The sequence below is a fragment of the Acetobacteroides hydrogenigenes genome (assembly GCF_004340205.1).
Classification (GTDB): Bacteria; Bacteroidota; Bacteroidia; order Bacteroidales; family ZOR0009; genus Acetobacteroides; species Acetobacteroides hydrogenigenes.
In genome coordinates this window covers 606,287-628,561 of record NZ_SLWB01000001.1, presented here as the reverse complement: position 1 = coordinate 628,561, position 22,275 = coordinate 606,287, and the positions used below count along the sequence as shown (strand labels likewise).

Below are 22,275 nucleotides of genomic sequence, written 5' to 3'. Positions count from 1 at the left end.
AGAAGAACATTTGAATCGTGGTTCGTTATGAAGATTAAGTGGGTAAAGAAGAATAAGAAGGTAAAGTTCGGAGAGCGAATTAGGGCTGTAAACCAGTTCTTATTTAGCGATATTTGGAAGATATCGCTCGCCCAAAATCCTAAGCAAAGGGGTGGTTTGTGGATACGATCTCTTCGTATTGCTATGCTTGCTGTGCGTGGGTTTAAGGAAGATAATGTGGCAATACGTGCTTCTGCACTGTCTTTTTTTACGACCATTGCCATAGTTCCCATATTTGCCATGTTCTTTGGCATTGCAAAAGGGTTTAACCTCGATAAGAATCTGGAAGCATTCTTAAAGAGTAAGTTTGAGGGTCAGCAGGAGGTGTTAAGCTGGATAATGAACTTTTCTAACTCTCTTTTAGAAAAGACTATGGGAGGTTTGTTGGCTGGGATTGGTTTTGTTGTGCTCTTATGGTCTGTCCTGAGGGTGTTTAATAATATAGAACTCTCATTTAATGCTATCTGGCATCTAGAAAAGGGGCGGAACCTTACCCGTAAATTTAGCGACTACTTTTCTCTGATATTGGTTGCTCCAATACTTCTGATTGCATCTAGCAGCGCTAACGTTTATCTGGCAACAACGCTACACAGCATATCTGAACAGTATGTGATACTCGATTTTGTGGCTCCAATTTTTTTGTTTCTGCTTAAGCTCATTCCGTACCTTCTTGTGGGTATCTTGTTTACTATCATTTATGTGGTGATGCCCAATACAAAAGTAAACTTTAAGGCTGCTTTAATTGCTGGAATAATTGCGGGAACTGCATTTGAACTTGTGCAGTGGGGATATATTTACTTCCAAGTAGGGATGTCGCGTAATAATGCTATTTACGGGAGCTTTGCTGCTTTGCCATTGTTTATGGTTTGGCAGCAAACTAGCTGGATTATTATGCTGGTTGGAGCCGAAATATCATTTGCCATACAAAATGCACATCTCTATGAGTACGAGTATGAGATTGAAAATGTAAGCAACAATGATAGAAGAACCCTATCGGTATTGTTGATGTCTAGGATTGTAAAGTGTCACATTAAAGGAGATAAGCCTTTTACCAGCGAAGAATTGTCGGAAGAGTTGCAAATGCCCGTTCGGATGGTTCGGTTGCTTTTAGGTAATTTGGTAAAGGGAAATCTTTTAGTGGAAACTTATACTGATGATCCGAAAAGTAGGGGGTATGTTCCTGCCATTTCTGACGAATCGATTACAATTTGTAAGATATACGATATTCTAGATCATCTTGGGGTTGATGATGTTATTCTTCCTTCTGCCGAAGCATACGCTAGGATTTGTAGTATTACCGATGAAATGGACCAAAAGATACGTAATAGTGACCTGAATGTTAGGGTTGCAGAACTATAGTTTGCTAAACTTAAACAATGCGAAGGGAGGCTTGATTAAGCCTCCCTTCGCATTGTTTAAGATGGTGCAGAATTAGTACTCATAATTCTTTTTACACCGTTTCTTTTTTTTAAATCCACTAATTATAAAGAGTATTCCAACGAGAATAGAAGGAAATGCAATTATTGCAACACTTCCTATGGCAGTAATGATAGAATGGCTCATGAGGTAGTTGTGCTGGTAAATTATGGGACTTAAGACAACTCCAACAATGGTAAAAAGTATACCACCTACAAGTTCTCGCTTCCATGCAATTGCCAAGAAGATTCCGATAATTGCAGGAGGACTTAGATGAACCAAGAAGCGGCCGATCTGTTCTGCAATGGTATAGCCGGAAGAAAAGGCGTCGAACGCAAAAAGGCTTAGGATGATTATTGCCAAAATGCTTATCATTCGGGGTATCCAGTGGAATTTGTTTAGGGATGCTTTCATAATCGTGGTTTTTTGATCTTGCGTTGTCAATGCTTTAAATTAGGCAGGTATGCATAACCCCTTCGTTTCATACATAAATGTAGCAAAAAACTTACATTATATAAGTATGCTGATTGTTAAAATTAAGGCTCTGAGAATTTAATGGATCAAGTTTTCTATTTTCTAATGGAGTATAGGTTAAAATTAACTTAGGGTATTGACATCTATTTTATCTTGACGTAAATTGATCAAGTATAACCAGTATTCTAGAAAAGTTGAGTGTTAAGTAAGTTGCTTCTGCAATTCTTACTGGGACACTAAAAATGAAGGCGAGCTTATTTATGTGTCATTAGTATTTTGGAATAAGGAACCCTGATATTATGCGAATTGAAAACCTCTATGTTAAAGAAGGAGGAGGTAATGGCGAGCAAATTTCAGTGCAACCTGTTGGAGGATCGAATAATGTTAGGTGTAGTGAAGGGCGGTTTACTAAAGCTGCAAGGGAAAGATTTTCATAGCCCTTTACGGTAAAATGGGATATTCAGTTTTTGTAAACCAGGGTTGAGGGCTTTTCATTCCTTGTTAGGAGGAGGTGCTTCTGCACCTCCTCTTTTATTCTATAATCTACCTATTGGTAAAGGTGACGTCGATAACGATGATTTCTGGTCTATTCCCAATTCTTATAGGTGGTCCCCACGATCCATAGCCGGTGGAAACAATTATGTGGGTATTGTTCTTTTTAATGTAACCGCTGCTTACTTCGAAAATTGATTTGGTAAGGTAGTTAAATGGCCATAGTTGTCCATGGTGGGTGTGCCCTGACAGTTGAATGTCTACATTAGCTTTCGAGGCTTCATTTAGGTTGAATGGTTGGTGATCGAGCAGGACTATAGGTTTTGTCCTATCTATTCCTACAAGTAGATCGCCAAGTTCTTTTCGCCCATGTCCACTCATTTTTGTGCCTCCTTTATCATCTCTGCCTACAATGTAGAATGCGTTGTTAATAAGCGCAGCAGAATCGCGAAGAATTGTTACTTTGTGATTTTCCAAATACTTTACAGCAGCATCAACCCCGCCAATGTACTCGTGGTTCCCTGTTACAGCGTAAACCCCATACTTGGCCTTAATTTGCTCTAGTTTTCGTCCGAGGTTGCGGCGTATTACCGGTCCCAAATCCTCATCTACAATGTCACCAGCAAATAGCACAATGTCTGGTTTTTGCTCATTAATAAGTCGAACTAGTTTGCCAACCCTCCGTTGGGAAATTATTGTTCCCATGTGAATGTCAGAGGCAGCAACAATTCTTAGATGTCCTTGTTTGCTCTCTTTTTTTTCGATGCTGATGTTGTAATGGCTAATTCTTGTACATATAGCATTGATATGTCCGACGATAATAATAAGGAAAACGAGCAAGACTGCTCCTCCCAACGTCCATAGGCGAACGGAGAAGATCGTGCTGCCGAACATTTTTTCAATCCAGGGAAAAGCGAAGTTGGAAAGGCGTACAATGTCTACCAGTAGAGTAATCAAAAACAGGTAGAGCATGGCCGCAAGCCAAAAGGATCCAACCCAAATGATAGCATCGGTAATAGGTGATGTCCAAAATCGTTCGATGATGCGGCCTAAAGGAAAGCAAGTTGCTAATATCCAGAAAACCCAAATGAAGATGGTGCGCAGCTGAGTTCCTTTCGGAATAGCCATTAATCCGAGGAGGTATATGTATACGTTTACCAATGCATAGATGGCAAGTACGATAGAAAAGAAAAGTATAAATGTGGCTATTTTCATAATTCGTGGTTGTGGTAAAAAGGAGGACTAAACCGTAAATATGGGGATTATGGATGATAAAGCAAAAGGGTGGCTTTTGGGCCACCCTACTTTATATTAAGAAATATTGCTAGAGCGTTTCTAAGAGTTTAGTCATGATCTGCGTCATTTTTGCTTCGGCTTTTTTGCCTACTTCTTGAACTTCCTCATGGGATACTTCTACGATCTTGCCTGGTACTCCAAGGTCTGTAATGATGGACATTGCAAATACAGGAATATCCATGTGACGGGCTACAATAACTTCCGGTACGGTAGACATGCCAACAGCATCGCCTCCGATTATTCGAAAGTATTGGTATTCTTTTGGGGTTTCAAATGTTGGGCCTGTTGTGCCTACGTAGCAGCCGCGCTGAACTCGTATCCCTAGTTCTTTTGCAATAGCCTCAGCCTTATCCATAAGGTTATGGTCGTAAGGCTTGCTCATGTCAGGGAATCGAGGTCCTAGCTCGTTAATGTTGGCTCCAATTAGGGGGTTAGGTAAAAGGTTGATGTGGTCGTTGATGATCATTAACTCACCAATCTCAAACTCGGGATTCATCCCTCCACTAGCATTTGAGACGAAAAGTGTTTTGATGCCGATCAACTTCATTACACGAACAGGAAAGGTAACCTGATTCATGTCGTATCCTTCGTAGAAGTGGAAGCGTCCCTTCATGGCAACTACATTTTTGCCTCCTAGCTTTCCGAAAATCAGCTTGCCCGAGTGTCCTTCTACTGTTGAGATAGGGAAGTTAGGTATTTCTGAATATTCGAGTTCTTTTTCTACATCAATTTTTGTCGCTAATCCACCTAATCCTGTCCCTAAGATGATGCCTACTTCTGGTTCATTGGGTATTCTTTCCTTGATGAACTCCGCAGTAGTCTGAATTTTCTTTAACATACTTTGCTATTTTGTTGAATAAAACATTATCGGAATTATCCGACAACCTTGCTTTAATCGGCACAAAATACAAATAATTCTTGATTTCTTCAGGTAGGTTTGCCTCTAAAAGACGCTTGGCATCTTTTTCGGTAGTTACTAGGTTTACAGACTGATGCTTTTTCCGGAATTCGCTTACTATAAGGTTAATGTCTTTTGATGTGAAGTTATGATGGTCTGGGAATATTAAAGGGGTTACCTTCGTATTCATCGACTTTACATGGTTGATGAAAGGCTGAGGAGCAGCAATACCTGCGATTACAATTGTTTCTTCGCTTTTTTCATAGGACTTGGAATCGGGGAAAATAGGTGCGGGTTGGCCGTATTCGATATGCGAAAAAAGCAAGGTCTGGTATGGGTAAAGCTGGAGTTTCTTGGTTAGAATCCGCTTGTCCATGGGTGATAGGTTTGCAGGGCATTTGGTGATTATAACAACATTTGCTCTACTTATTTGGTCGTAAGAGTCGCGGAGATTTCCAATTGGGAGCATGTTGTCTTCCCATATTGGGCGGTTGTAGTCAATAAGGATAATGTTTAATCCTGCTGCTATTTTTCGGTGCTGAAATGCATCGTCGAGTAGTATGATGTCTACATTAGGGTATGCAACTGCAATTTGAGCCACACCCTCAACTCGTTTGGCATTGACAAATACGGGAATATTAGGGAATTTTTGTTTGATCTGAAGGGGTTCGTCTCCAACATTAGAGTAGACGTCGCTGGTCAGAACTTCTCGGCTACCCTTGTACTTGCGCTTGTAGCCACGAGAAAGAACTGCAAGCCGGTAGTTTTTAGATAAAAGTTCTATAAGCAATTCTATGTGAGGAGTTTTTCCTGTTCCTCCAACGGTGATGTTCCCTACGCAAATCGTTGGGATTGAAGGTTTGTGGCTTTTTAGAATGTTGGCATTGTAAAGGGTGTGGCGTCCTTTGACTACTAAATAAAATAACCCAGCTACTGGTGCCAGCAATATTTTGCCTAAGCCTTTATCTCTTTCCACAATTTGTTTTTTTTCAAATGTATTAAATATACTTGATGGAGGTAACTGCCAGTTTTTATTAGCCGTTATTTGTGTTAAACAAGAAACACCCTCTGCTTTATGCTGAGGGTGTTTTATGTCAATTGGTTATGCTTGTTCTAGTTGTTCTGGTTTAATTTAGAAGTATTAAGTTTTTAGCAATGTTTAATCGTTAGGACTTTACTTCATTTGTATCCAAAATGGCATTCGGGCTTGTACTCCCTGATTTTTTACGAAGTTGCGAATCTCGTTGTAGCTTACAAATGCTTCTCCAAGTTGTCCCTTAGCAAAGTAGGTGCTAAGGGATTCTCCTGTAAAATCGGCAAGAATCTGCGAAAAGGCATCTTTTTGTTCTGGAAGCTCTGCAATTCGGTATTCCTTCACCTTTGCAAGTCTGGCCGCTTCTGATATAGCATCCGAGAGACCTCCAATTTTGTCAATGAGCTTTAGTTTTTGCGCCATTGTGCCACTCCATACTCTACCCTGCCCAACACTGTCTACGTATGATAAAGGAAGCCTACGACCTTTAGCAACATGTCCAGTAAAAGTCGCATATATACGCTCAATTTCCATTTGAATAACCTGATTTTCACTGGATGTTAAGGGGCGGAATGGAGTTCCTAAATCTGCATGCTCGTGAGTTTTTGCTACGTCAACAGATATGCCTAGTTTATCCTTTAATCCTTTTTGTACGTCAAAAAGAACTCCAAATACGCCAATTGATCCTGTAAGGGTGGTTGGTTGTGCATAGATAACATTTGCAGGAGCAGTTATGTAGTATCCTCCGGATGCTGCATAATCACCCATTGAAACCACTACGGGTTTCGATTTGCGGGCAAGATCCATTTCTCTCCAAATTATATCAGATGCAAGAGCACTTCCTCCTGGTGAGTTTACGCGGAGTACAATGGCTTTTGTTCTTTTGTCTTTGCGAGCTTCTCTTAAGGCGGTGCTAATTTCTTTTTCTGAAAGATTTTGCGAGTCAGAGCCCATTACCACCTCTCCATTTGCATAAATAACCGCAATTTTTTCATGTGCAAGTTTTTCGTCTTTTGCCGCTACTTGATCGTATTTGGTTATGCTAATCGCTTCTGGTTCTTCGTCTTTGCCTAGTTTTGCAAAGGTGGATAACTTTTTAATGAGCTCATCTTTATAGAGTAGATCATCAACAAGTCTTGCTTTTAATGCCGATTTTCCATCGGTAATAGTCATGTTATTCGCCATGCTGTTTATTTCTTCAGCAGAGATGTTACGGCTTTTGCTTATTTCAGAAGAAATGATACCCCAAATAGAACCTAGCAATGCGTCAAACTGCTCACGGTTGGCTGGACTCATCTTGTCGAGCATGAATGGTTCTACTGCGCTTTTAAACTTGCCATGGCGAATTATTTGAGCATTAATTCCTAGTTTTTCCAAGGCTCCTTTGTAAAACATCACCTGAGCCTTTAGTCCTAGCATTTCGAGATTGCCTTCTGGGTTAAGGTAGATTTTGTCAGCTGCAGATGCAAGGTAGTAGGCTGTTTGAGTGTAGGTTTCGCTATAGGCTACTACGAATTTTCCCGACTTCTTAAAGTCAATAATTGCATTGCGAATTTCCTGCACAGTCGCAAATCCTCCAGCATTTACAGTGGTAAGATCCATGTAAACGCCAGCTATGTTTTCGTCGGTTTTAGCCTTTTTGAGGCTTGCTATTATGGTGTTTAACCCAATTGGTTTGCTGCTTTTAAACTTGTTGAAGTTAAAGTTGTCGAGAGGATTTTTCGAGGTTCTTTCAACAATAGGTTGATCCAGCTCAATTTTGAGAATGGTTTTTGGGGATATTTTAACCTCCTCCTCTGCGCTTGATACGATAGCACCAATAATGCCTAAGCCTATAAGAATCAGCAGACCGAGAGATATTAAAACCCCTAAGCATGAGCCTAAAAATGCTCTAAAGAATTCTTTCATTGCGCTTAAATAGTTAAGTTGTTTATTTTTGTTGCCAATTTAGCGAATTTAAACAACAGCTAAACTTGGGAAACTGAAAATATTACCAAAATTAAGTTGGAAGGATTAATTAATGAGAGTATACCTGCTGATTGGCGGAAATCAAGGGGATAGGTTGTCGTTGATTGATACGGCAAAGCAGCTGATTGTTGATCGTATTGGACCATTGCTGCAAGAGTCTAGAGTATACGAGACGGCGGCATGGGGCTTTGAATCTACGGATCGGTTTCTTAATGTTGCATTGCTTGTAGAAACAAGTTTAAGTATACATGAGGTTATGGCTGCATGTCATAAGGTGGAAGAACAACTCGGAAGAAAACGCGATACATCAGTCAGGTATGGTTCACGGACAATGGACGTAGATATCATTTTTGCTGACGAAATGGTGGTTGACACTCCAGAACTACAGATTCCTCATCCTCGAATGCAGGATCGGAATTTTGTCCTTGTTCCCTTGAATGAGATTGCATCGGATTATGTTCATCCTGTTTTTCATAAAACTGTTTCTTTATTATTGGGTGAGTGTAAGGATGCTGGGGGAGTTGTAGTGTTTGATTCAACCTTAGGATAAAAGCGAAAGCCCCAGAATATTCTGGGGCTTTCGCTTTTATGTGTATTTTCTATAGTTTTTTTCCAAATGCCAGATCGCCTGCATCGCCAAGGCCTGGCACAATGTATTTTTTTGGAGATAGTACGGGGTCTACCGCTCCTGTCCAAATAGTCACGTTTTTTGGATCTGTGTTTGCAACGGTATAGTCAAGACCATCTTTGCTTGCAATTACCGAAACAATGTGAATATGCTCTGGCTTTCCGCGCTCGAGAAGGGCGTTAAGTGCAAGCACCATAGAAGATCCAGTGGCAAGCATAGGATCTACCAAGATTAGATGCTTCTTGTCTACGCTTGGGCTCGACAAATTGTCAAATTGAATGCGGAAGGTGCCATCAGGATTGTAGACGCGGGCTGCGGAAATAAATGCATTTTCAGCTTTGTCGAAGTAGTTGAGGAGCCCGTCGTGTAATGGAAGGCCTGCTCGTAGAATTGAAGCAATAACAGGAGGCGGTGATGGAATCTTTACTTTGGCAACTCCGAGGGGGGTTGTAATCTCCTCAATGCCGAAAGGCATCGTTTTGCTAATCTCGTAGGCGAAGATCTCGCCAATTCGCTCTAGGTTTCTTCTAAATCGGAGGCTGTCGCCTTGGATGTTGACATCCCGAAGTTCTGCGATGAACTGGTTTAGGAGAGAACTTTGCTCCCCAAGATTGATGACCATATTTTTTTGTTGTAAAAATCTTCCAAAGGTATTAATTTCACATTATATCCATTTTGTAAATATCAAATTATCAGTTTTTCTAAGATAATTTCACTAAATGAGTCCTTCGTCGGCAAAGCTAAAGCATTGAGATGCGGTTACGATAATGTGATCGATGAGTTGAATGTCGAAGGTCGCTGCTGCAAGTTTTAGCTTTTCTGTGATGTTTTTATCCGCATCAGACGGAAATCGATTTCCTGAAGGATGGTTATGTACTGCGATAATGCTGCTGGCAAGATTGTCTAAAGCTAGCTTCATTATGATACGGATGTCTGTTACAGTGCCGCTCATGCCTCCCTGTGATATGCGATGCTTGTCTATGATCTTGTTGGAACGGTTAAGGAGCATTACCCAGAACTCTTCGTGAGGTAGATCAGCCAGTAGCGGTTGGAATATATCTGTCACATCGCTACTAGCCGAGATGCGTTTTCGTTCGAGTGGTTCTACAATGCTTCGGCGTCGGCCTAGTTCTAGTGCTGCTACAATGGTAATGGCACGAGCTTCGCCTATTCCTTTTATCTTGCAAAGGTCTTTTATGGATTGCTTTCCGAGTTCCGCGAGGTTGTTGTTGCAGCTGTAAAGTATTCGCTTTGCAACCTCTACGGCGGTTTCGTCTTTAGTCCCTGAGCCAATAAGGATTGCTAAAATCTCGGCATCGCCAAGTGCCGAAAATCCTTTGGAAAGAAGTTTCTCTCGAGGACGATCTTCAACAGACCATTCTTTGATGCTTAACTTTTTGGATATGTAGCTATCTTCCATATGCATTGTGTGTTTATGGTAAATATAGCATTTTTATTTTATCAAAGATTTAGTTAAAACAAGTTAGGCCGTACTGAAAAGTACGGCCTAAAGCAATATAATTAAAACTAATTATGCTAACTTGTTAACGTGAAGTTGTATGCTGCTTTTTAGGTTTGCAGCCTTATTCTTGTGGATCACGTTGATCTTTGCTAGTTTATCTAGCATTGCGCTAACCTTTGGAAGAAGTTTTAAAGCAGCTTCCTTCTCGGTAGTGTTTCTCAATGCCTTTAGAGCATTGCGAGTCGTCTTGGCATAGTACCTGTTGTGCAGTCTTCTAGAGATGCTTTGACGATTTCTTTTTTCAGCTGACTTATGATTTGCCATTGTACAAAACGTGCTTTTGAATTAGTAGTCCATAGGGGAATCGAACCCCTGTTACAAGAATGAAAATCTTGCGTCCTAACCCCTAGACGAATGGACCTTTTTGTTTTGCCAACCCCTTAGGGGGTATTGCGGGTGCAAAGGTAAGTCAAAAATTTATATCTGCAAGTATTCTTGTGGAAAAATTGTAGATATATTTTGGGTTGATTGCTTAAGCGCTCGTATTCATGAGTATGAGCACGAGCGCATGTTGTGGAGTTTATTTGTTTGAAATCTCTTGGGCAAATGCTTTTAGGTCAACACCTGAAAAATTCCCAGATGTCATAATTAGTAGGTTTGTGTCGTTGTAGCACTGCTTGTTAAGTGTGGCTATGAGTTTGTCGCTTTCAGTAAATACTTCGGCATTCCCTCCAAAATTTGCTTTTACTTCTTCGGGAGTGATTTCAGGGAGCTGCTTGTGCTTTATAGTTTCTGGGTTAAAGTAAACGTAGGCAATATCGGCTTTGCTCATAGTTCCTTTGTATTCCGAAAGAAATTCTTTGTTTAGGCTGCTAAAGGTGTGAAGCTCCATGCATGCAATTAGCTTCCGATTGGGGAACTGTTCTTTTACAGCTTTAGTGGTTGCCATTAACTTTGATGGCGAGTGGGCAAAATCGAGGTAGATGTTTGATGATTTATTACAGGCAAGTAGTTGGAGTCGTTTCGCGGCTCCCGCAAAAGTCGATATTGCATCGTAGAAGATGCTGTCGTTAATGCCAATAGTGTTGCAGATGGTTTTTGCCGCTGAAATATTCTGTAGGTTATGCTCTCCAAAAATTTTAAGAGGAATTCTTAGATCGCCTGCGATTAGTTGGCAAACACCTTCATTTACTTCGTAAGGATGAGTGGTGTACGACTTTTTGTTGATAGTAGACTTGGCGCTAGCGGCAATTTTAGCAAGATGCTCGTCATTGCTGAAGTAGATGAATGTGCCTCCATCTTCTACCAAATCTGAAAAGATTTCAAATTGTTTGACGTAGAAGTCAAAGGTTGGGAAAACGTTTATGTGATCCCACGAAATTCCAGTAACGAGCCCTATGTTGGGCTTGTATAGGTGAAATTTTGGGCGTCTGTCAATAGGAGAGGTAAGGTACTCGTCGCCTTCAAAAACTGCGAATTTGGTGTCGTCGCTCAAACTTACCATGGTGTCAAATCCGTCGAGTTGCGCACCGACCATGTAGTCGAACTTTATGTTAGCATGGCGGAGTACGTGCATTACCATTGCAGTTGTCGATGTTTTACCGTGGCTTCCGCCAACTACAATGCGACATTTGTTTTTGGTTTGTTCATATAGGTATTCCGGATAGGAGTAGATTTTCACTCCTAATTCTTTGGCCCTAATTAGTTCAGGATTGTCCTCACGCGCATGCATCCCAAGGATAACAGCATCTAGTTCGTTGGTGATCTTTTTAGGAAACCATCCTGTTTGAGGCGGCAGTATGCCTTTCTGCTCGAGCCTTGTGCGCGATGGTTCAAAAATTTCGTCGTCAGAACCTGTGATGGTATATCCTTTTTGATGTAGGGCCAATGCGAGATTGTGCATTGCGCTACCGCCTATGGCAATAAAATGTACTCTCATAGCTATTGTGGAAGTTGCCTTGCTGCTGCAAGTTTTACAGCTGTCAAAGATATGCGAAACTGGAGTAGAGTGGATGCTTGCTATAATTATTTATCGTTGTATTTTGACGAATAGTTTATTTTTACGCACAAATAAACTTAAGATTATAACGATGAAGCTTTCACCTATTAACATTACGAACTTCAAGATTGATGGTGGTGCCATGTTTGGAGTTGTGCCAAAGGTGCTTTGGCAACGAGTTTATCCTGCTAATGCTGCAAACCTTTGCTCTTGGTCGCTGCGTAGTTTAGTTGTGGAGGCCGGCAATCGTGTTATTCTTATCGACGATGGTTTTGGTGATAAGCAGGATGCCAAATTTTTTAGCCATTTTCACCTTTTTGGCGGTGATGGATTGCTTGGTGGCTTGTCTAAATTGGGATATGATCCAAGTGATATTACCGATATTGTTCTAACACATTTGCATTACGACCATTGTGGAGGAGGAATCCGCGTTAATCAGAATAATGGCAACTATGAGGCTGTTTTTCCTAATGCAAAGTTCCATATCTCGCGTGCGCAGTGGGAGTGGGCTATTAACCCTAATGCTCGAGAGGCTGATTCGTTCTTAGAGGAGAATATTTTGCCTATGCAAGAATTGGGGCTGGTTAATTTTATTGATGATGAGTGTTTTATAACTGAAGGTGTCGAATTGAGGATTTTTAATGGGCATACCAAGGGGCAGATTATCCCAATTGTTCATCATCAAAATGGAGGGCTTGTTTTTGTTGCAGACCTGTTTCCTTCTACTGCGCATATACTGCTTCCCTATATAATGAGCTACGATGTTGAGCCAATGATTACCTTGCAGGAAAAGGCGGATTTTCTCGAAGAATCCTTAGCAAAAGGATTTACCTTCTTTTTTCAACACGACTTTTATACCGAATGCTGTACGCTACAACGGACACAGAAAGGGATAAGGGCTGATCGTTTATTCTCTTTAGATGAGTTTTTGGGGTGATGTATTCCCATGGTAAGAGCTGCTAGAGCCTTACCATGGGTGTGCTTGATCGAAATTTGTTACCTCGCAACGAATATGAACGAATAGCTGTCGGAAAGAAGTCCGTCTCCGTTAAATGCTCCATAAAGATCAATGTCGTAAAATCCAGCATTTTCAAGGAAAAACAGAGCCTCTTCGGGCAAAAGAGGGTATAGAACTTCTTTGTTTTCAAGAATTTTTCCGTCCTTTTTTGTTAGAAGCCGAGTCTTAAAGTAAAGGGGTTCTCCTGGTCCTGTAAATTGGTATCCACGTTCGAAGCTAATATGCTCATTGTCGATAGTTGGAAGCCCTGTTACCATTTTGTCGAATATACGACGATAGTTTATTATTTGTCCTAAAAACTTTCCTCCTGGCTTAAGAAGAGTCTTTGCCGTTTGGAACAGATTTTCGATGTCATCGGGGTTGCTAAGGTGCACTAACGAGTTGCCAAAGCTGTAAATGGCATCGAATGATTCTGCTTTGAAACTTCGTTGTACCTTAGTCATGTCTTCAACTAAGAAGACAGGATTCTTCCCTTTTACTTTAGATTGTGCTACATCGATCATGTTAGGATCGTTGTCTATTCCTACAATGTTGTAGTCTTCTTCCTCAGCCAACGCAATGGCTAGGCTTCCTGTTCCACACCCAAGATCCAGCACCGAAATGTTTTTACCAGAAGGAATTCTGCTTGTTAAAAACATTTTTTGTAGCGGATTAAGGGGGAATATGTAATCGTAGTTTTCCGCGATACTGCTATATGAGTCGCTCATCGTTTTTGGTTTTAATATTTAGTCATTGGTAGCTATAAAATTTCACCATTAAGTTAACACAAAATCGAGATAAACGCAATTTTATGCTAAAAAATATTATAGTAATGACTATGTGTGGATTATACAATTAAAAATCGTTTGGGCTTGATTTAAAAGTTCAAGTTATAACGTTTGCAAAGGTATTTTTTATTGGGGTAGATTTAAAGAGTGGTGGGCTACACGATGTTTAAAGTTGCTAAATGGAAGGTGTTAAATAAAAAGGTGGCATTGCCACCTTTTTATTTATTTTATAGTCTTGCTCGTAACTTTTTGCCTTCTTCCTCGAATCCTGGTTTGTCGAGTAGTGCAAACATGTTTGCTTTATAAGCTTCAACTCCGGGTTGGTTGAACGGATTAACCCCAAGCATGTACCCGCTGATGCCGCAGGCCTTTTCGAAAAAGTAAATAAGACTACCTAGGTTTGTTTCATCAACTTTTTCGATGCCTAGGCGAATGGCAGGAACTCCTCCGTCGATGTGTGCAAGAATAGTCCCCAACTCTGCCATTTTATTTACATCGTCGATGTGCTTGTCTGCAAGGAAGTTTAACATATCTAAGTTCTCCTTATCCATAGGGACACGGAGGTCTCTGCTTACGTTTTCTATGCCTAGGAATGTTTCGAATAGTATTCTTTCCCCTTCCTGAATGTATTGCCCCATGGAGTGAAGGTCGGTAGAAAAATCTGCTGCTGCTGGAAATATTCCTTTGTTTTCTTTACCCTCGCTTTCTCCATAGAGCTGCTTCCACCATTCGGACATAAAGTGCAGCTTAGAATTGAAGTTTACGAGCATTTCAATCTTTTTCCCTTTTTTATAAAGTACGTTTCGGATTGTTGCGTATTGTTCAGCAGGGTTTTGTGCAAATGCAATTTCGGGTTTGCATTGTTCTGCCATTAATCTTGCTCCTTCTACAAGTTTGGCGATGTCGAATCCGGCTACAGAAATAGGTAAAAGACCTACAGGGGTAAGAACAGAGTAGCGTCCTCCAACGTTATCTGGAATTACGAATGTTTTGTAGCCTTCTGTATCTGCAAGTTGTCGAAGAGCACCTTTTGATTCGTCGGTGATGGCAACTATTCTGCGCTTTGCTTCCTCTTTTCCGTACTTCTCCTCAATATGCTGTTTGATAAGACGGAACGCTATTGCAGGCTCGGTTGTTGTTCCCGATTTTGAAATTACGATGCAGCTAACCGATTGTGTTTTTATAAAGTCTAGCAATTCTGCATGGTACTCTTCTCCAATGTTCTGACCTGCGTATACGATATGGGGATGTGCTCCTTTGGTATATTGTGAGAAGCTGTTAGAAAGTGCGTCAATAACGGCCTTTGCTCCTAGATATGAGCCTCCAATACCAATAACAACTACCACGTCAACATCCTTCGAAAGGGTTGCTGCGGCTTGTTTTATGTCAAGGATGTGCTCGTTTGTGATTTCAAAAGGGAGGTTGACCCACCCGAGGAAGTCGTTGCCTTTACCGGTGCCATTGTGCAATGCTTTGTTGCTCTCTTTTGCAAGGTGGCTCAATCCTTCAATCTCCGGAGCAGCCACAAATGGGGCAGTTTTGCTGAGATCTACGTTGACTTTTACCATTTCATTAGTCTTTTTGTGAAAATATGATCGTTACTCTTAATCTTATTTTAGCTGATCAACCAATCTTTTAATAGTTGGCCTAGGATTGGCATGCTGGTAGAGGATGCTGTAAACTGCATCGGCAATAGGCATGCTTATATGGTACTTGTCGTTTATGGAGTATATACAACTGGTTGCATAGTAACCCTCTGCAACCATGTTCATTTCTGCCATTGTTGCCTTAACGGTGTATCCTTTGCCAATCATGTTGCCGAATGTCCTATTCCGGCTAAAGTTCGAGTAGCAGGTTACCAGGAGGTCGCCTAAGTAGGCAGATGTGTCTACGTTACGCTTGCTTGGGTAAGTTCCGTCAAGGAATCTTTTAAGTTCCCTTTGGGCGTTTGAGACCAACACTGCTTGGAAGTTATCGCCGTAACCTAATCCGTGGCAAATGCCAGATGCAATTGCATAGATATTCTTTAATACGGCAGCGTATTCAACTCCGTAAATGTCTGTTGTTGTTGTTGTTTTGATGAAGTGACATTCAAATTTGTCCGCCAGCATTTGCGCGTTTTCTCTACTTTTGCAGGCAAGTGTTAGGTACGATAAGCGCTCTAGAGCAACTTCTTCGGCATGGCATGGGCCTGTTACAATTCCTATGTTGTCGAAAGGTATCTCGTAGTGCTGGTTGAAGTATTCGGCAATTGTTAGGTTGTTGTCTGGGATGATCCCCTTTACTGCCGATACGATAAACTTATCTTTTATGGATGTGGTTATTTCTTTTAGGGTGTCTGTCAAGAACGCAGATGGAATAGCGACTATCAGCACATCTGATTTTTCTATAATTTGATTGATGTCGTTGGTAAGCCATACCTTCTTGGTGTCGATGTTTATCGAACTTAGATATTTGGGGTTGTGTCCAAACTGTTCGATGTGCTTAAGGGTATCTTCCGATCGTACATACCACCCAAGTGATTCTATGCTGTAGCTTAGTATCTTTACTATGGCTGTCGCCCAGCTACCGCCTCCAAGAACGGCATAGCGTGAAGATGGTGATAGCGATATACTGCTTTTTCGTTGCATTATCAGTTTGTTTTCTAGTGTTTTCTGTGGTCGCTAAATCGCTTGATGTTGAACTTTGGGCAATCGCAAGCTTTTTTTTTGCCAGCCGAACTTGCATTACGGGAGGTTGAGCATCCTACTGTGAGTAGGCTTGCTACCACGAACCAAATGCAAAGATTTCTAATATTGGCTTTTGGACGCATTGGGCTTCCTTTTTGCTTGTAAATTTACAATAAAACGATCGATTAAGACATCTAGGTTTTGTTAATCAAAGAAGGTGCGTTCCTCCCATAACACAAAAAGGCACTGCAGAGTGCCTTTTTGCAGAATTATGCTGTCGTTTAGCTTTCAATCCAGCCTTTTACGGCCTCGGCTGTTGGATTTGTCAGCCCTAGTTTATGTTTTTTGTTCATGCCACAGAGGTCGTTGAAGAGTTTTCCAGGATTTGCTTTCTTCAATGCTTCTACTGTGGTGTAGCCCATTTTTTGGATTACAGAAACCCATTCTTCAGAAATACCAAGGGTAGTGTAGGCTTCTGTACTATCTTTTACCACCTTTTTTTCTGGACGCATTTGTGGGAAGAAGAGGACGTCCTGAATTGAAGGCTGGTTTGTCATGAACATGGTTAGGCGATCGATTCCTATACCCATTCCAGAGCAGGTTGGCATTCCGTATTCAAGAGCTCTAACAAAGTCCATGTCTATAAACATGGCCTCGTCATCTCCCTTTTCCGATAGTCTCATCTGTTCTTGGAATCGTTCAAGTTGATCGATAGGGTCGTTTAGCTCTGAGTAAGCATTGCAAAGTTCCTTCCCATTTACCATTAGTTCGAATCGTTCTGTTAGGTCGGGGTTGCTGCGGTGACGCTTGCAAAGCGGCGACATCTCTATAGGATAGTCTGTAATGAACGTTGGTTGTATGAAGCTGCTTTCGCATCTTTCTCCAAAGATTGCATCAATAAGCTTTGCCTTGCCAAAGGTTTCGTCAACCTCAATATCCAGATTCTTGCAAACTTTTCTGATCTCATCCTCACTCATTCCCGAGATGTCAACACCAGCGTATTCTTTAATGGCATCGAGCATGGTAATGCGACGGAAAGGGGCTTTAAAGTCGATGGTGTTGTCGCCAACTTGAACTTTGGTTGTGCCGTGGAGGGCCATTGCTACCTTTTCGAGCATTTGCTCGGTAAACTCCATCATCCAGAAGTAGTCCTTGTAGGCTACGTATATTTCCATCACCGTAAATTCGGGGTTGTGGGTGCGGTCCATCCCTTCGTTACGGAAGTCTTTTGCAAACTCATAAACTCCGTCAAATCCTCCAACGATTAGCCTTTTTAGGTAAAGTTCGTTGGCAATACGAAGATAAAGAGGTATGTCGAGCGCATTGTGATGCGTAATGAATGGCCTTGCAGATGCTCCTCCTGGGATTGGCTGAAGGATTGGGGTTTCCACTTCGAGGTAGCCTTTGGAGTTGAAGAACTCGCGCATTGTGCTAATGATTTTTGCACGTTGAATGAATACCTCTCGTACCTGTGGGTTTACGATCAGGTCAACGTAGCGCTGGCGGTAGCGTTGTTCTGGATCGGTAAAGGCGTCAAAAACCTGTCCTTCCTTCTCTTTTACGATAGGAAGTGGACGCAATGATTTGGATAGAAGCTTAAGCTCTTCGGTGTGGATGGAGAGTTCTCCAGTTTTGGTGATGAAAACAAAACCTTTAACGCCAACAATATCTCCAATGTCCAGTAACTTCTTAAAGAAGGTGTTGTAAAGGGTTGAATCGCCTTCTGGACAAATGTCATCGCGACGAACGTAAACCTGAATTTTCCCTTTTTCATCTTGAAGTTCAAAGAAAGATGCGCTGCCCATGATGCGACGAGTCATCATCCTTCCTGCGATGGTTACTTCCTGAAAGTTGCCCTTTTCTGGATCGAATTGGTTGCGGATTTCTTCGGTGTTGGTGTTTACTTCGAATTGCTCTGCGGGGTATGGGTTGATGCCCATCTTTTGCAGCTCCTCCAACGAGTTGCGGCGTATTATTTCCTGTTCGCTTAAGTCTAAATTGATCATCTCGGGATTGACAATTTTGTTTAATTGGCAAATATAGTAATTATTAGTCTTTTTATATTTCTAATGAGAGGTTCTTGTTTGGTGGTTGAGCCTTGGTTAAAATGATGAAAGGGCGACCTCACGGTAGCCCTTTTCATGCTGGCTGTTGGATTAATTTGCTAGCAACAGAGATTTATGGGATATGTTCTGTTGCTTTTCTTCGTAAGTAATTCTCTTGAACGAAGAATAACTTAAGAGGGAATTCTTAAAAGCAAAATTATAAAATCGCCAAAATTAGATGCCTTTAATCTAAACTATTTAAATAACTGGTCGAATTTTGGCAATAAGTGGTCGAAAATGGGCGATAAGTGGTCGAAAATGGGCAATAAGTGGTTTTAGATATTGGCGGTTTTTGTTAGGAACTCATTTTTTCGTCTTCTCGATATCTCAATTTTCGAGTCGTCGCTCATTATGGCGAATCCTCCGCCCCCATTAATGTAGGCTTTTACATGGCTTAGGTTGATGATGGAAGATACGTTGACCCTTAGAAAGTTATACTCGTATAGCATTTCTTCGAAGTCTTTTAGAGACTTTGGACTGTGGTGCACCCTGTTGCCTGTGAGGTAGATTGCTGTGCTCGTTTCGTCAAACTCAAACCGAATGATCTCCTTTATTTCTACGAATATAGTTTGCTTGTTACCAATAAGAGCAACTTTCCTAGAGTCAGACTTTAGGGTTTTAAGGTTGTCTAGTAGGTTGCCTATTTCAGGTACGTTGATAATTACATCTTCCTTTATTTTTTGCATTATTTTGGATACGGCAACTTCTAGCTCGTTAAGATTTATAGGCTTTAAGATGTAGTCTATAGCGTTAAACTTGATCGCTTTTAGAGCATAGCTCTCATGGGCCGTTATGAACACAACGTGAAAGTTGTGCTTTTTTACGTTTAAAAGAAAGTCGAAGCCCGTTCCGTTGGGCATTTCCACGTCAAGAAAAACTACTTGGGGATTGTATAGGTCCATGCAGTCAATGGCTTGCTGTATTGATGTGCATTTTGCCACAACTTTTATTTCGTCACCGAACTTTCTGTCGAGAATTATCGATAAAGTGTCTATGCAGTTTATCTCATCATCAAGAATTAATGCCTTTATCATCGTTAGTAAATTTCTTTATATGGTATTGTAATTGTTGCAATTGTACCATGTTTTGAGGGGTCAATTGCTGATAAATCCGTTATTTTAATGTAGTCAGACTTTTTAATGTTGTTTACCTTGTACGACATCTTTAGGCGTTCTGCTGTTATTGTCATGCCTGCCGATTCGTGAACTTTTGATAGTGAAGACTTGTACGTTTGGGATTGGTTTATGCCTACGCCGTTGTCTTCTATTTGGACAATCAGAAATCTTCCTTCTAGAGAATAGGAGATGAGTATTGACCCCTTGCTGTTTTGTAAAATAGGGGCAACTCCATGCCAAATGGCGTTCTCCACGAATGGTTGAATAATGAGTGGAGGAATATCTATGTTGTCTGGATTTATGGTATTGGGGATGCTTATTTTATACTCAAAATTTTCTGACAATCGTTGTTTCTCTAGCTCAAGGTAAAGCTTGAGATGCTCAATATCTTTAGACAGAGGGGTAAGGTTCTGCCTCATAGACTCCATTGTCTTTCGCATCAGCATCGAAAAGTTTGATAGGTACACAGAGGCTTTTTCTGGGTTGTTGGACCAGATAAACTTCTGTATAGAGTTTAGTGAGTTAAAAATGAAGTGGGGGTTAATTTGTGATCTTAGCAACTTAAGTTCTATGTCGTTGGAGGCCTGAATTGCTTTGTTGGTAATTTTTCTTGAGAATAAAAAGGTTATCATTAGCGCTAATGTTGAGCAGAGTACTACAATAATAAGCGTATGCTCGCTTTTTGACTGCTCTAAATCTTTTATTTTATTCTCGGTAACAAGTTGCTTAATTTGGGCATCCTTCCTTTCAATGTCGGAGATTTGTTGTAGTTCTACGATTTCTTTTTGAGCATACTCCCTATTAACAGAATCTTGATACTTTAGGGCTAGTTCGTAAGCATTTAGGTAACTTGTATACTTGTTTGTGTTTTTGTAAATGTCTGAAAGAATCTTGTAGGCCTCGTTATTGGTGCTTTTTGATCGTATTCGCTTTCCGATAGTAGAGGCTTTAGTGGCATTTTTTTCGCTAAGCTTATACTCTTTTTGGATAAGTTGGATTCTTGCAATTGTTAGATAAAAGTTGGCAGAGTCAATAGGTTCTGTCCTTCCGCTTTCAGCAAGTGCTTCCTTTGCTAGTGCAATGGCTTTGTCGTTTCTGTTTATTTTTAGGAAAACATTGCATATCTCGGAGTAACAAATGCGGATACCTCGCTTATTGTTTAAGCGTCGGTTTACATCAAGAGATTTGAAGTAGAAACTTAGTGCTAAACTGTAATTTTTTTTTAGTACGTAAGCAGCACCAAGGTTTGCGTAATTGATTGCTTTGCTCAAAGGATTATTCCTTGAGTTGGCTATGTCAAGGGACTCTGTAAATATTTCGATGGCTTTATCCGCCTGCTTAAGTGTGAGGTATATGTTCCCAAGTCCATTAAGTGCATATCCCTTAATCCTAATATCTTTGGACTGAGTCGCTGTCTCCAGTGCTTTTTTGTGGTAAATGAAGGCGTTCTTTAGATCGTCTAGTTGTCTGTATGCTGTCCCTATGCAGTTATAGATTATGGCGGTAAGTTCGTTGTCCTTTGCCTGTTGGGCGTATTCTATGGATTTAAAGTAGTATGATATAGCAAGGTGGTAGCAGGCTTCGTTGTACCTAATAGAGCCTATTTTTGCATATGTTTTTGCAGCTAAAGAGTTGTCCTTGAATATAGATGCGCTATCTAAAAGATGTTGTAGGTAGGCCGATTCTTGTTTGGTTTTTTGAATGTGCTGAGGAATGATCAGGAATCCATCTTTGTCTGTTTCTACTCCATAGCATTTGCCAGAAAAAGTAAGTAGAATGGAAAAAAGAACTACAGGCATTAAATAAATGCACAAAAGGCGACCTTGTGTAATCGTTTGCTTATAACATTTGCCCATAGAGAAGAATAACTAACTGCAAAATTAAAAGTATTTAGTTAGCATGGGTGTTTTTTCACCATAACGAATTAACATTTTCTCTTTTTAAGAAAGATTTAAGAAGCGAGCATGTGTCCATTTTTTTTGCTTACTTTGCTACTTTAAAAAGTAGTAACTTGGAAAAACGCCAACAACGATTAAAGAAACCCGAATGGCTTAAAATAAAACTTACAGAAGGCGAAAACTACGCAAGTACGAGTGAAACCGTAAAGGCTCACAACCTGCATACCATTTGCAGTAGTGGGCGTTGTCCTAATATCGGCGAGTGCTGGGGGAAAGGAACGGCAACGTTTATGGTTCTTGGTGAAATATGTACTCGATCTTGCAAGTTTTGCGCAACCCATTCAGGGCGTCCTCTTCCTGTAGACAGAGAGGAACCATCGCGCGTCGCTCAGTCGGTGCGATTGATGGGGGTAAAATACTGTGTAATAACTTCAGTTGATAGGGATGATCTTCCTGATGGTGGTGCTGAGCATTGGGCTGCTGTTATTTCAGAGGTCAAGCGCGTAAATCCTAGTACAGCCGTTGAAATTCTGATTCCCGATTTCGATGGTCGTGGAGATCTAATCGATACTGTTCTAGCCGCAAATCCAGATGTAGTAGGGCATAACCTCGAAACTATAAAGAGGTTGACGCCTTCGGTTCGAAGTCGTGCACAGTACGATGTTAGCCTGAAAACCCTTAAGCATATAGCAGATAGGGGGGCAGTGGCGAAGTCGTCGTTGATGTTAGGACTTGGGGAGACCGAGGACGAAATACTAGAAGCAATGGACGATATGCTCGCTGCTGGATGTAGGCTACTTACTTTAGGGCAGTACCTACAGCCAACTCACAAGCATCTTCCTGTTCAAGCCTATATTCACCCTGATAAGTTTACCGAACTGAAAGAGATTGCTCTTCGTAAGGGGTTTAAATATGTAGAGAGTGGGCCTTTGGTTCGTTCGTCTTACATGGCCGAGCGTGCTTACGAAGGCATGATAAACCCATTAAATCTTCCTTGA

At 41.0% G+C, this 22,275-nt stretch carries 19 protein-coding genes and 1 tRNA gene; 4 read left to right on the top strand and 16 right to left on the bottom strand.

Annotated features, from left to right (window positions below):
• The first annotated feature begins 27 nt into the window (after positions 1-27).
• Positions 28-1,398 (top strand): YihY/virulence factor BrkB family protein, encoded by a 1,371-nt coding sequence (locus CLV25_RS02505; RefSeq protein ID WP_131838054.1) that lies wholly within the window; start codon positions 28-30, stop codon positions 1,396-1,398.
• 72 nt (positions 1,399-1,470) lie between these two features.
• On the opposite strand, the gene CLV25_RS02500 is transcribed toward CLV25_RS02505, so the two are convergent.
• The 5 genes from CLV25_RS02500 to sppA all read right to left on the bottom strand — a co-directional run bounded on the left by CLV25_RS02500 (position 1,471) and on the right by sppA (position 7,556).
• Complete coding sequence (locus tag CLV25_RS02500) at positions 1,471-1,869, bottom strand: DUF7670 domain-containing protein (RefSeq protein ID WP_131838053.1); 399 nt, start codon at positions 1,867-1,869, stop codon at positions 1,471-1,473.
• Between the two features lie 603 nt (positions 1,870-2,472).
• Complete coding sequence (locus CLV25_RS02495; RefSeq protein WP_131838052.1) at positions 2,473-3,636, bottom strand: metallophosphoesterase; 1,164 nt, start codon at positions 3,634-3,636, stop codon at positions 2,473-2,475.
• A gap of 109 nt (positions 3,637-3,745) precedes the next feature.
• Positions 3,746-4,555, bottom strand: coding sequence for a purine-nucleoside phosphorylase (locus tag CLV25_RS02490; RefSeq protein ID WP_131838051.1), 810 nt, complete (start codon positions 4,553-4,555; stop codon positions 3,746-3,748).
• On the bottom strand, positions 4,500-5,591 hold the full coding sequence (gene lpxK, locus CLV25_RS02485) for a tetraacyldisaccharide 4'-kinase (RefSeq protein ID WP_165876963.1): 1,092 nt from the start codon (positions 5,589-5,591) through the stop codon (positions 4,500-4,502). Before lpxK ends, CLV25_RS02490 begins: the two co-directional genes overlap by 56 nt.
• 198 nt (positions 5,592-5,789) lie before the next feature.
• Positions 5,790-7,556 carry a signal peptide peptidase SppA gene (gene sppA, locus CLV25_RS02480; RefSeq protein ID WP_131838049.1) on the bottom strand — a complete coding sequence of 589 codons (1,767 nt, stop codon included), beginning with the start codon at positions 7,554-7,556 and terminating at the stop codon, positions 5,790-5,792.
• Between the two features lie 112 nt (positions 7,557-7,668).
• Between sppA and folK the strand changes: the two genes are divergently transcribed.
• Positions 7,669-8,166 carry a 2-amino-4-hydroxy-6-hydroxymethyldihydropteridine diphosphokinase gene (folK, locus tag CLV25_RS02475; RefSeq protein ID WP_131838048.1) on the top strand — a complete coding sequence of 166 codons (498 nt, stop codon included), beginning with the start codon at positions 7,669-7,671 and terminating at the stop codon, positions 8,164-8,166.
• 49 nt (positions 8,167-8,215) lie between these two features.
• Here the strand turns inward: folK and upp are convergent, their stop codons facing one another.
• The 5 genes from upp to CLV25_RS02450 all read right to left on the bottom strand — a co-directional run bounded on the left by upp (position 8,216) and on the right by CLV25_RS02450 (position 11,645).
• The gene (gene upp / locus CLV25_RS02470) at positions 8,216-8,866 is read right to left on the bottom strand and encodes a uracil phosphoribosyltransferase (protein ID WP_131838047.1); all 651 of its coding nucleotides are present in this window, start codon (positions 8,864-8,866) and stop codon (positions 8,216-8,218) included.
• Positions 8,867-8,959: 93 nt separating this feature from the next.
• Positions 8,960-9,664, bottom strand: coding sequence for a RadC family protein (radC, locus tag CLV25_RS02465; RefSeq protein WP_131838046.1), 705 nt, complete (start codon positions 9,662-9,664; stop codon positions 8,960-8,962).
• A 111-nt stretch (positions 9,665-9,775) separates the two neighbouring features.
• Positions 9,776-10,030 carry a 30S ribosomal protein S20 gene (gene rpsT, locus CLV25_RS02460; protein ID WP_131838045.1) on the bottom strand — a complete coding sequence of 85 codons (255 nt, stop codon included), beginning with the start codon at positions 10,028-10,030 and terminating at the stop codon, positions 9,776-9,778.
• A 25-nt stretch (positions 10,031-10,055) separates the two neighbouring features.
• Positions 10,056-10,127, bottom strand: a tRNA-Glu gene (locus tag CLV25_RS02455).
• A 159-nt stretch (positions 10,128-10,286) separates the two neighbouring features.
• Positions 10,287-11,645, bottom strand: a complete 1,359-nt coding sequence (locus CLV25_RS02450; protein ID WP_131838044.1) for a UDP-N-acetylmuramate--L-alanine ligase — start codon at positions 11,643-11,645, stop codon at positions 10,287-10,289.
• On the opposite strand from CLV25_RS02450, the gene CLV25_RS02445 reads away from it, so the two are divergent.
• Positions 11,623-12,642, top strand: coding sequence for an MBL fold metallo-hydrolase (locus CLV25_RS02445; protein ID WP_207895572.1), 1,020 nt, complete (start codon positions 11,623-11,625; stop codon positions 12,640-12,642). The two genes, CLV25_RS02450 and CLV25_RS02445, sit on opposite strands and share 23 nt — an antisense overlap.
• Before the next feature lie 59 nt (positions 12,643-12,701).
• Here CLV25_RS02445 and CLV25_RS02440 read toward each other — a convergent pair whose 3' ends face one another.
• From CLV25_RS02440 to CLV25_RS02415, 6 genes are all read right to left on the bottom strand, one after another.
• The gene (locus tag CLV25_RS02440) at positions 12,702-13,430 is read right to left on the bottom strand and encodes a class I SAM-dependent methyltransferase (protein WP_131838043.1); all 729 of its coding nucleotides are present in this window, start codon (positions 13,428-13,430) and stop codon (positions 12,702-12,704) included.
• Positions 13,431-13,717: 287 nt separating this feature from the next.
• Positions 13,718-15,058, bottom strand: coding sequence for a glucose-6-phosphate isomerase (locus tag CLV25_RS02435; RefSeq protein WP_131838042.1), 1,341 nt, complete (start codon positions 15,056-15,058; stop codon positions 13,718-13,720).
• Between the two features lie 42 nt (positions 15,059-15,100).
• Positions 15,101-16,120 (bottom strand): NAD(P)H-dependent glycerol-3-phosphate dehydrogenase, encoded by a 1,020-nt coding sequence (locus CLV25_RS02430; RefSeq protein WP_131838041.1) that lies wholly within the window; start codon positions 16,118-16,120, stop codon positions 15,101-15,103.
• Positions 16,121-16,440: 320 nt separating this feature from the next.
• Positions 16,441-18,162, bottom strand: a complete 1,722-nt coding sequence (lysS, locus tag CLV25_RS02425; protein ID WP_131838112.1) for a lysine--tRNA ligase — start codon at positions 18,160-18,162, stop codon at positions 16,441-16,443.
• A gap of 377 nt (positions 18,163-18,539) precedes the next feature.
• Positions 18,540-19,298, bottom strand: coding sequence for a LytR/AlgR family response regulator transcription factor (locus CLV25_RS02420; RefSeq protein WP_131838040.1), 759 nt, complete (start codon positions 19,296-19,298; stop codon positions 18,540-18,542).
• Between the two features lie 2 nt (positions 19,299-19,300).
• Complete coding sequence (locus CLV25_RS02415; RefSeq protein ID WP_165876962.1) at positions 19,301-21,178, bottom strand: tetratricopeptide repeat-containing sensor histidine kinase; 1,878 nt, start codon at positions 21,176-21,178, stop codon at positions 19,301-19,303.
• Between the two features lie 173 nt (positions 21,179-21,351).
• On the opposite strand from CLV25_RS02415, the gene lipA reads away from it, so the two are divergent.
• Complete coding sequence (gene lipA, locus CLV25_RS02410; protein ID WP_262709455.1) at positions 21,352-22,275, top strand: lipoyl synthase; 924 nt, start codon at positions 21,352-21,354, stop codon at positions 22,273-22,275.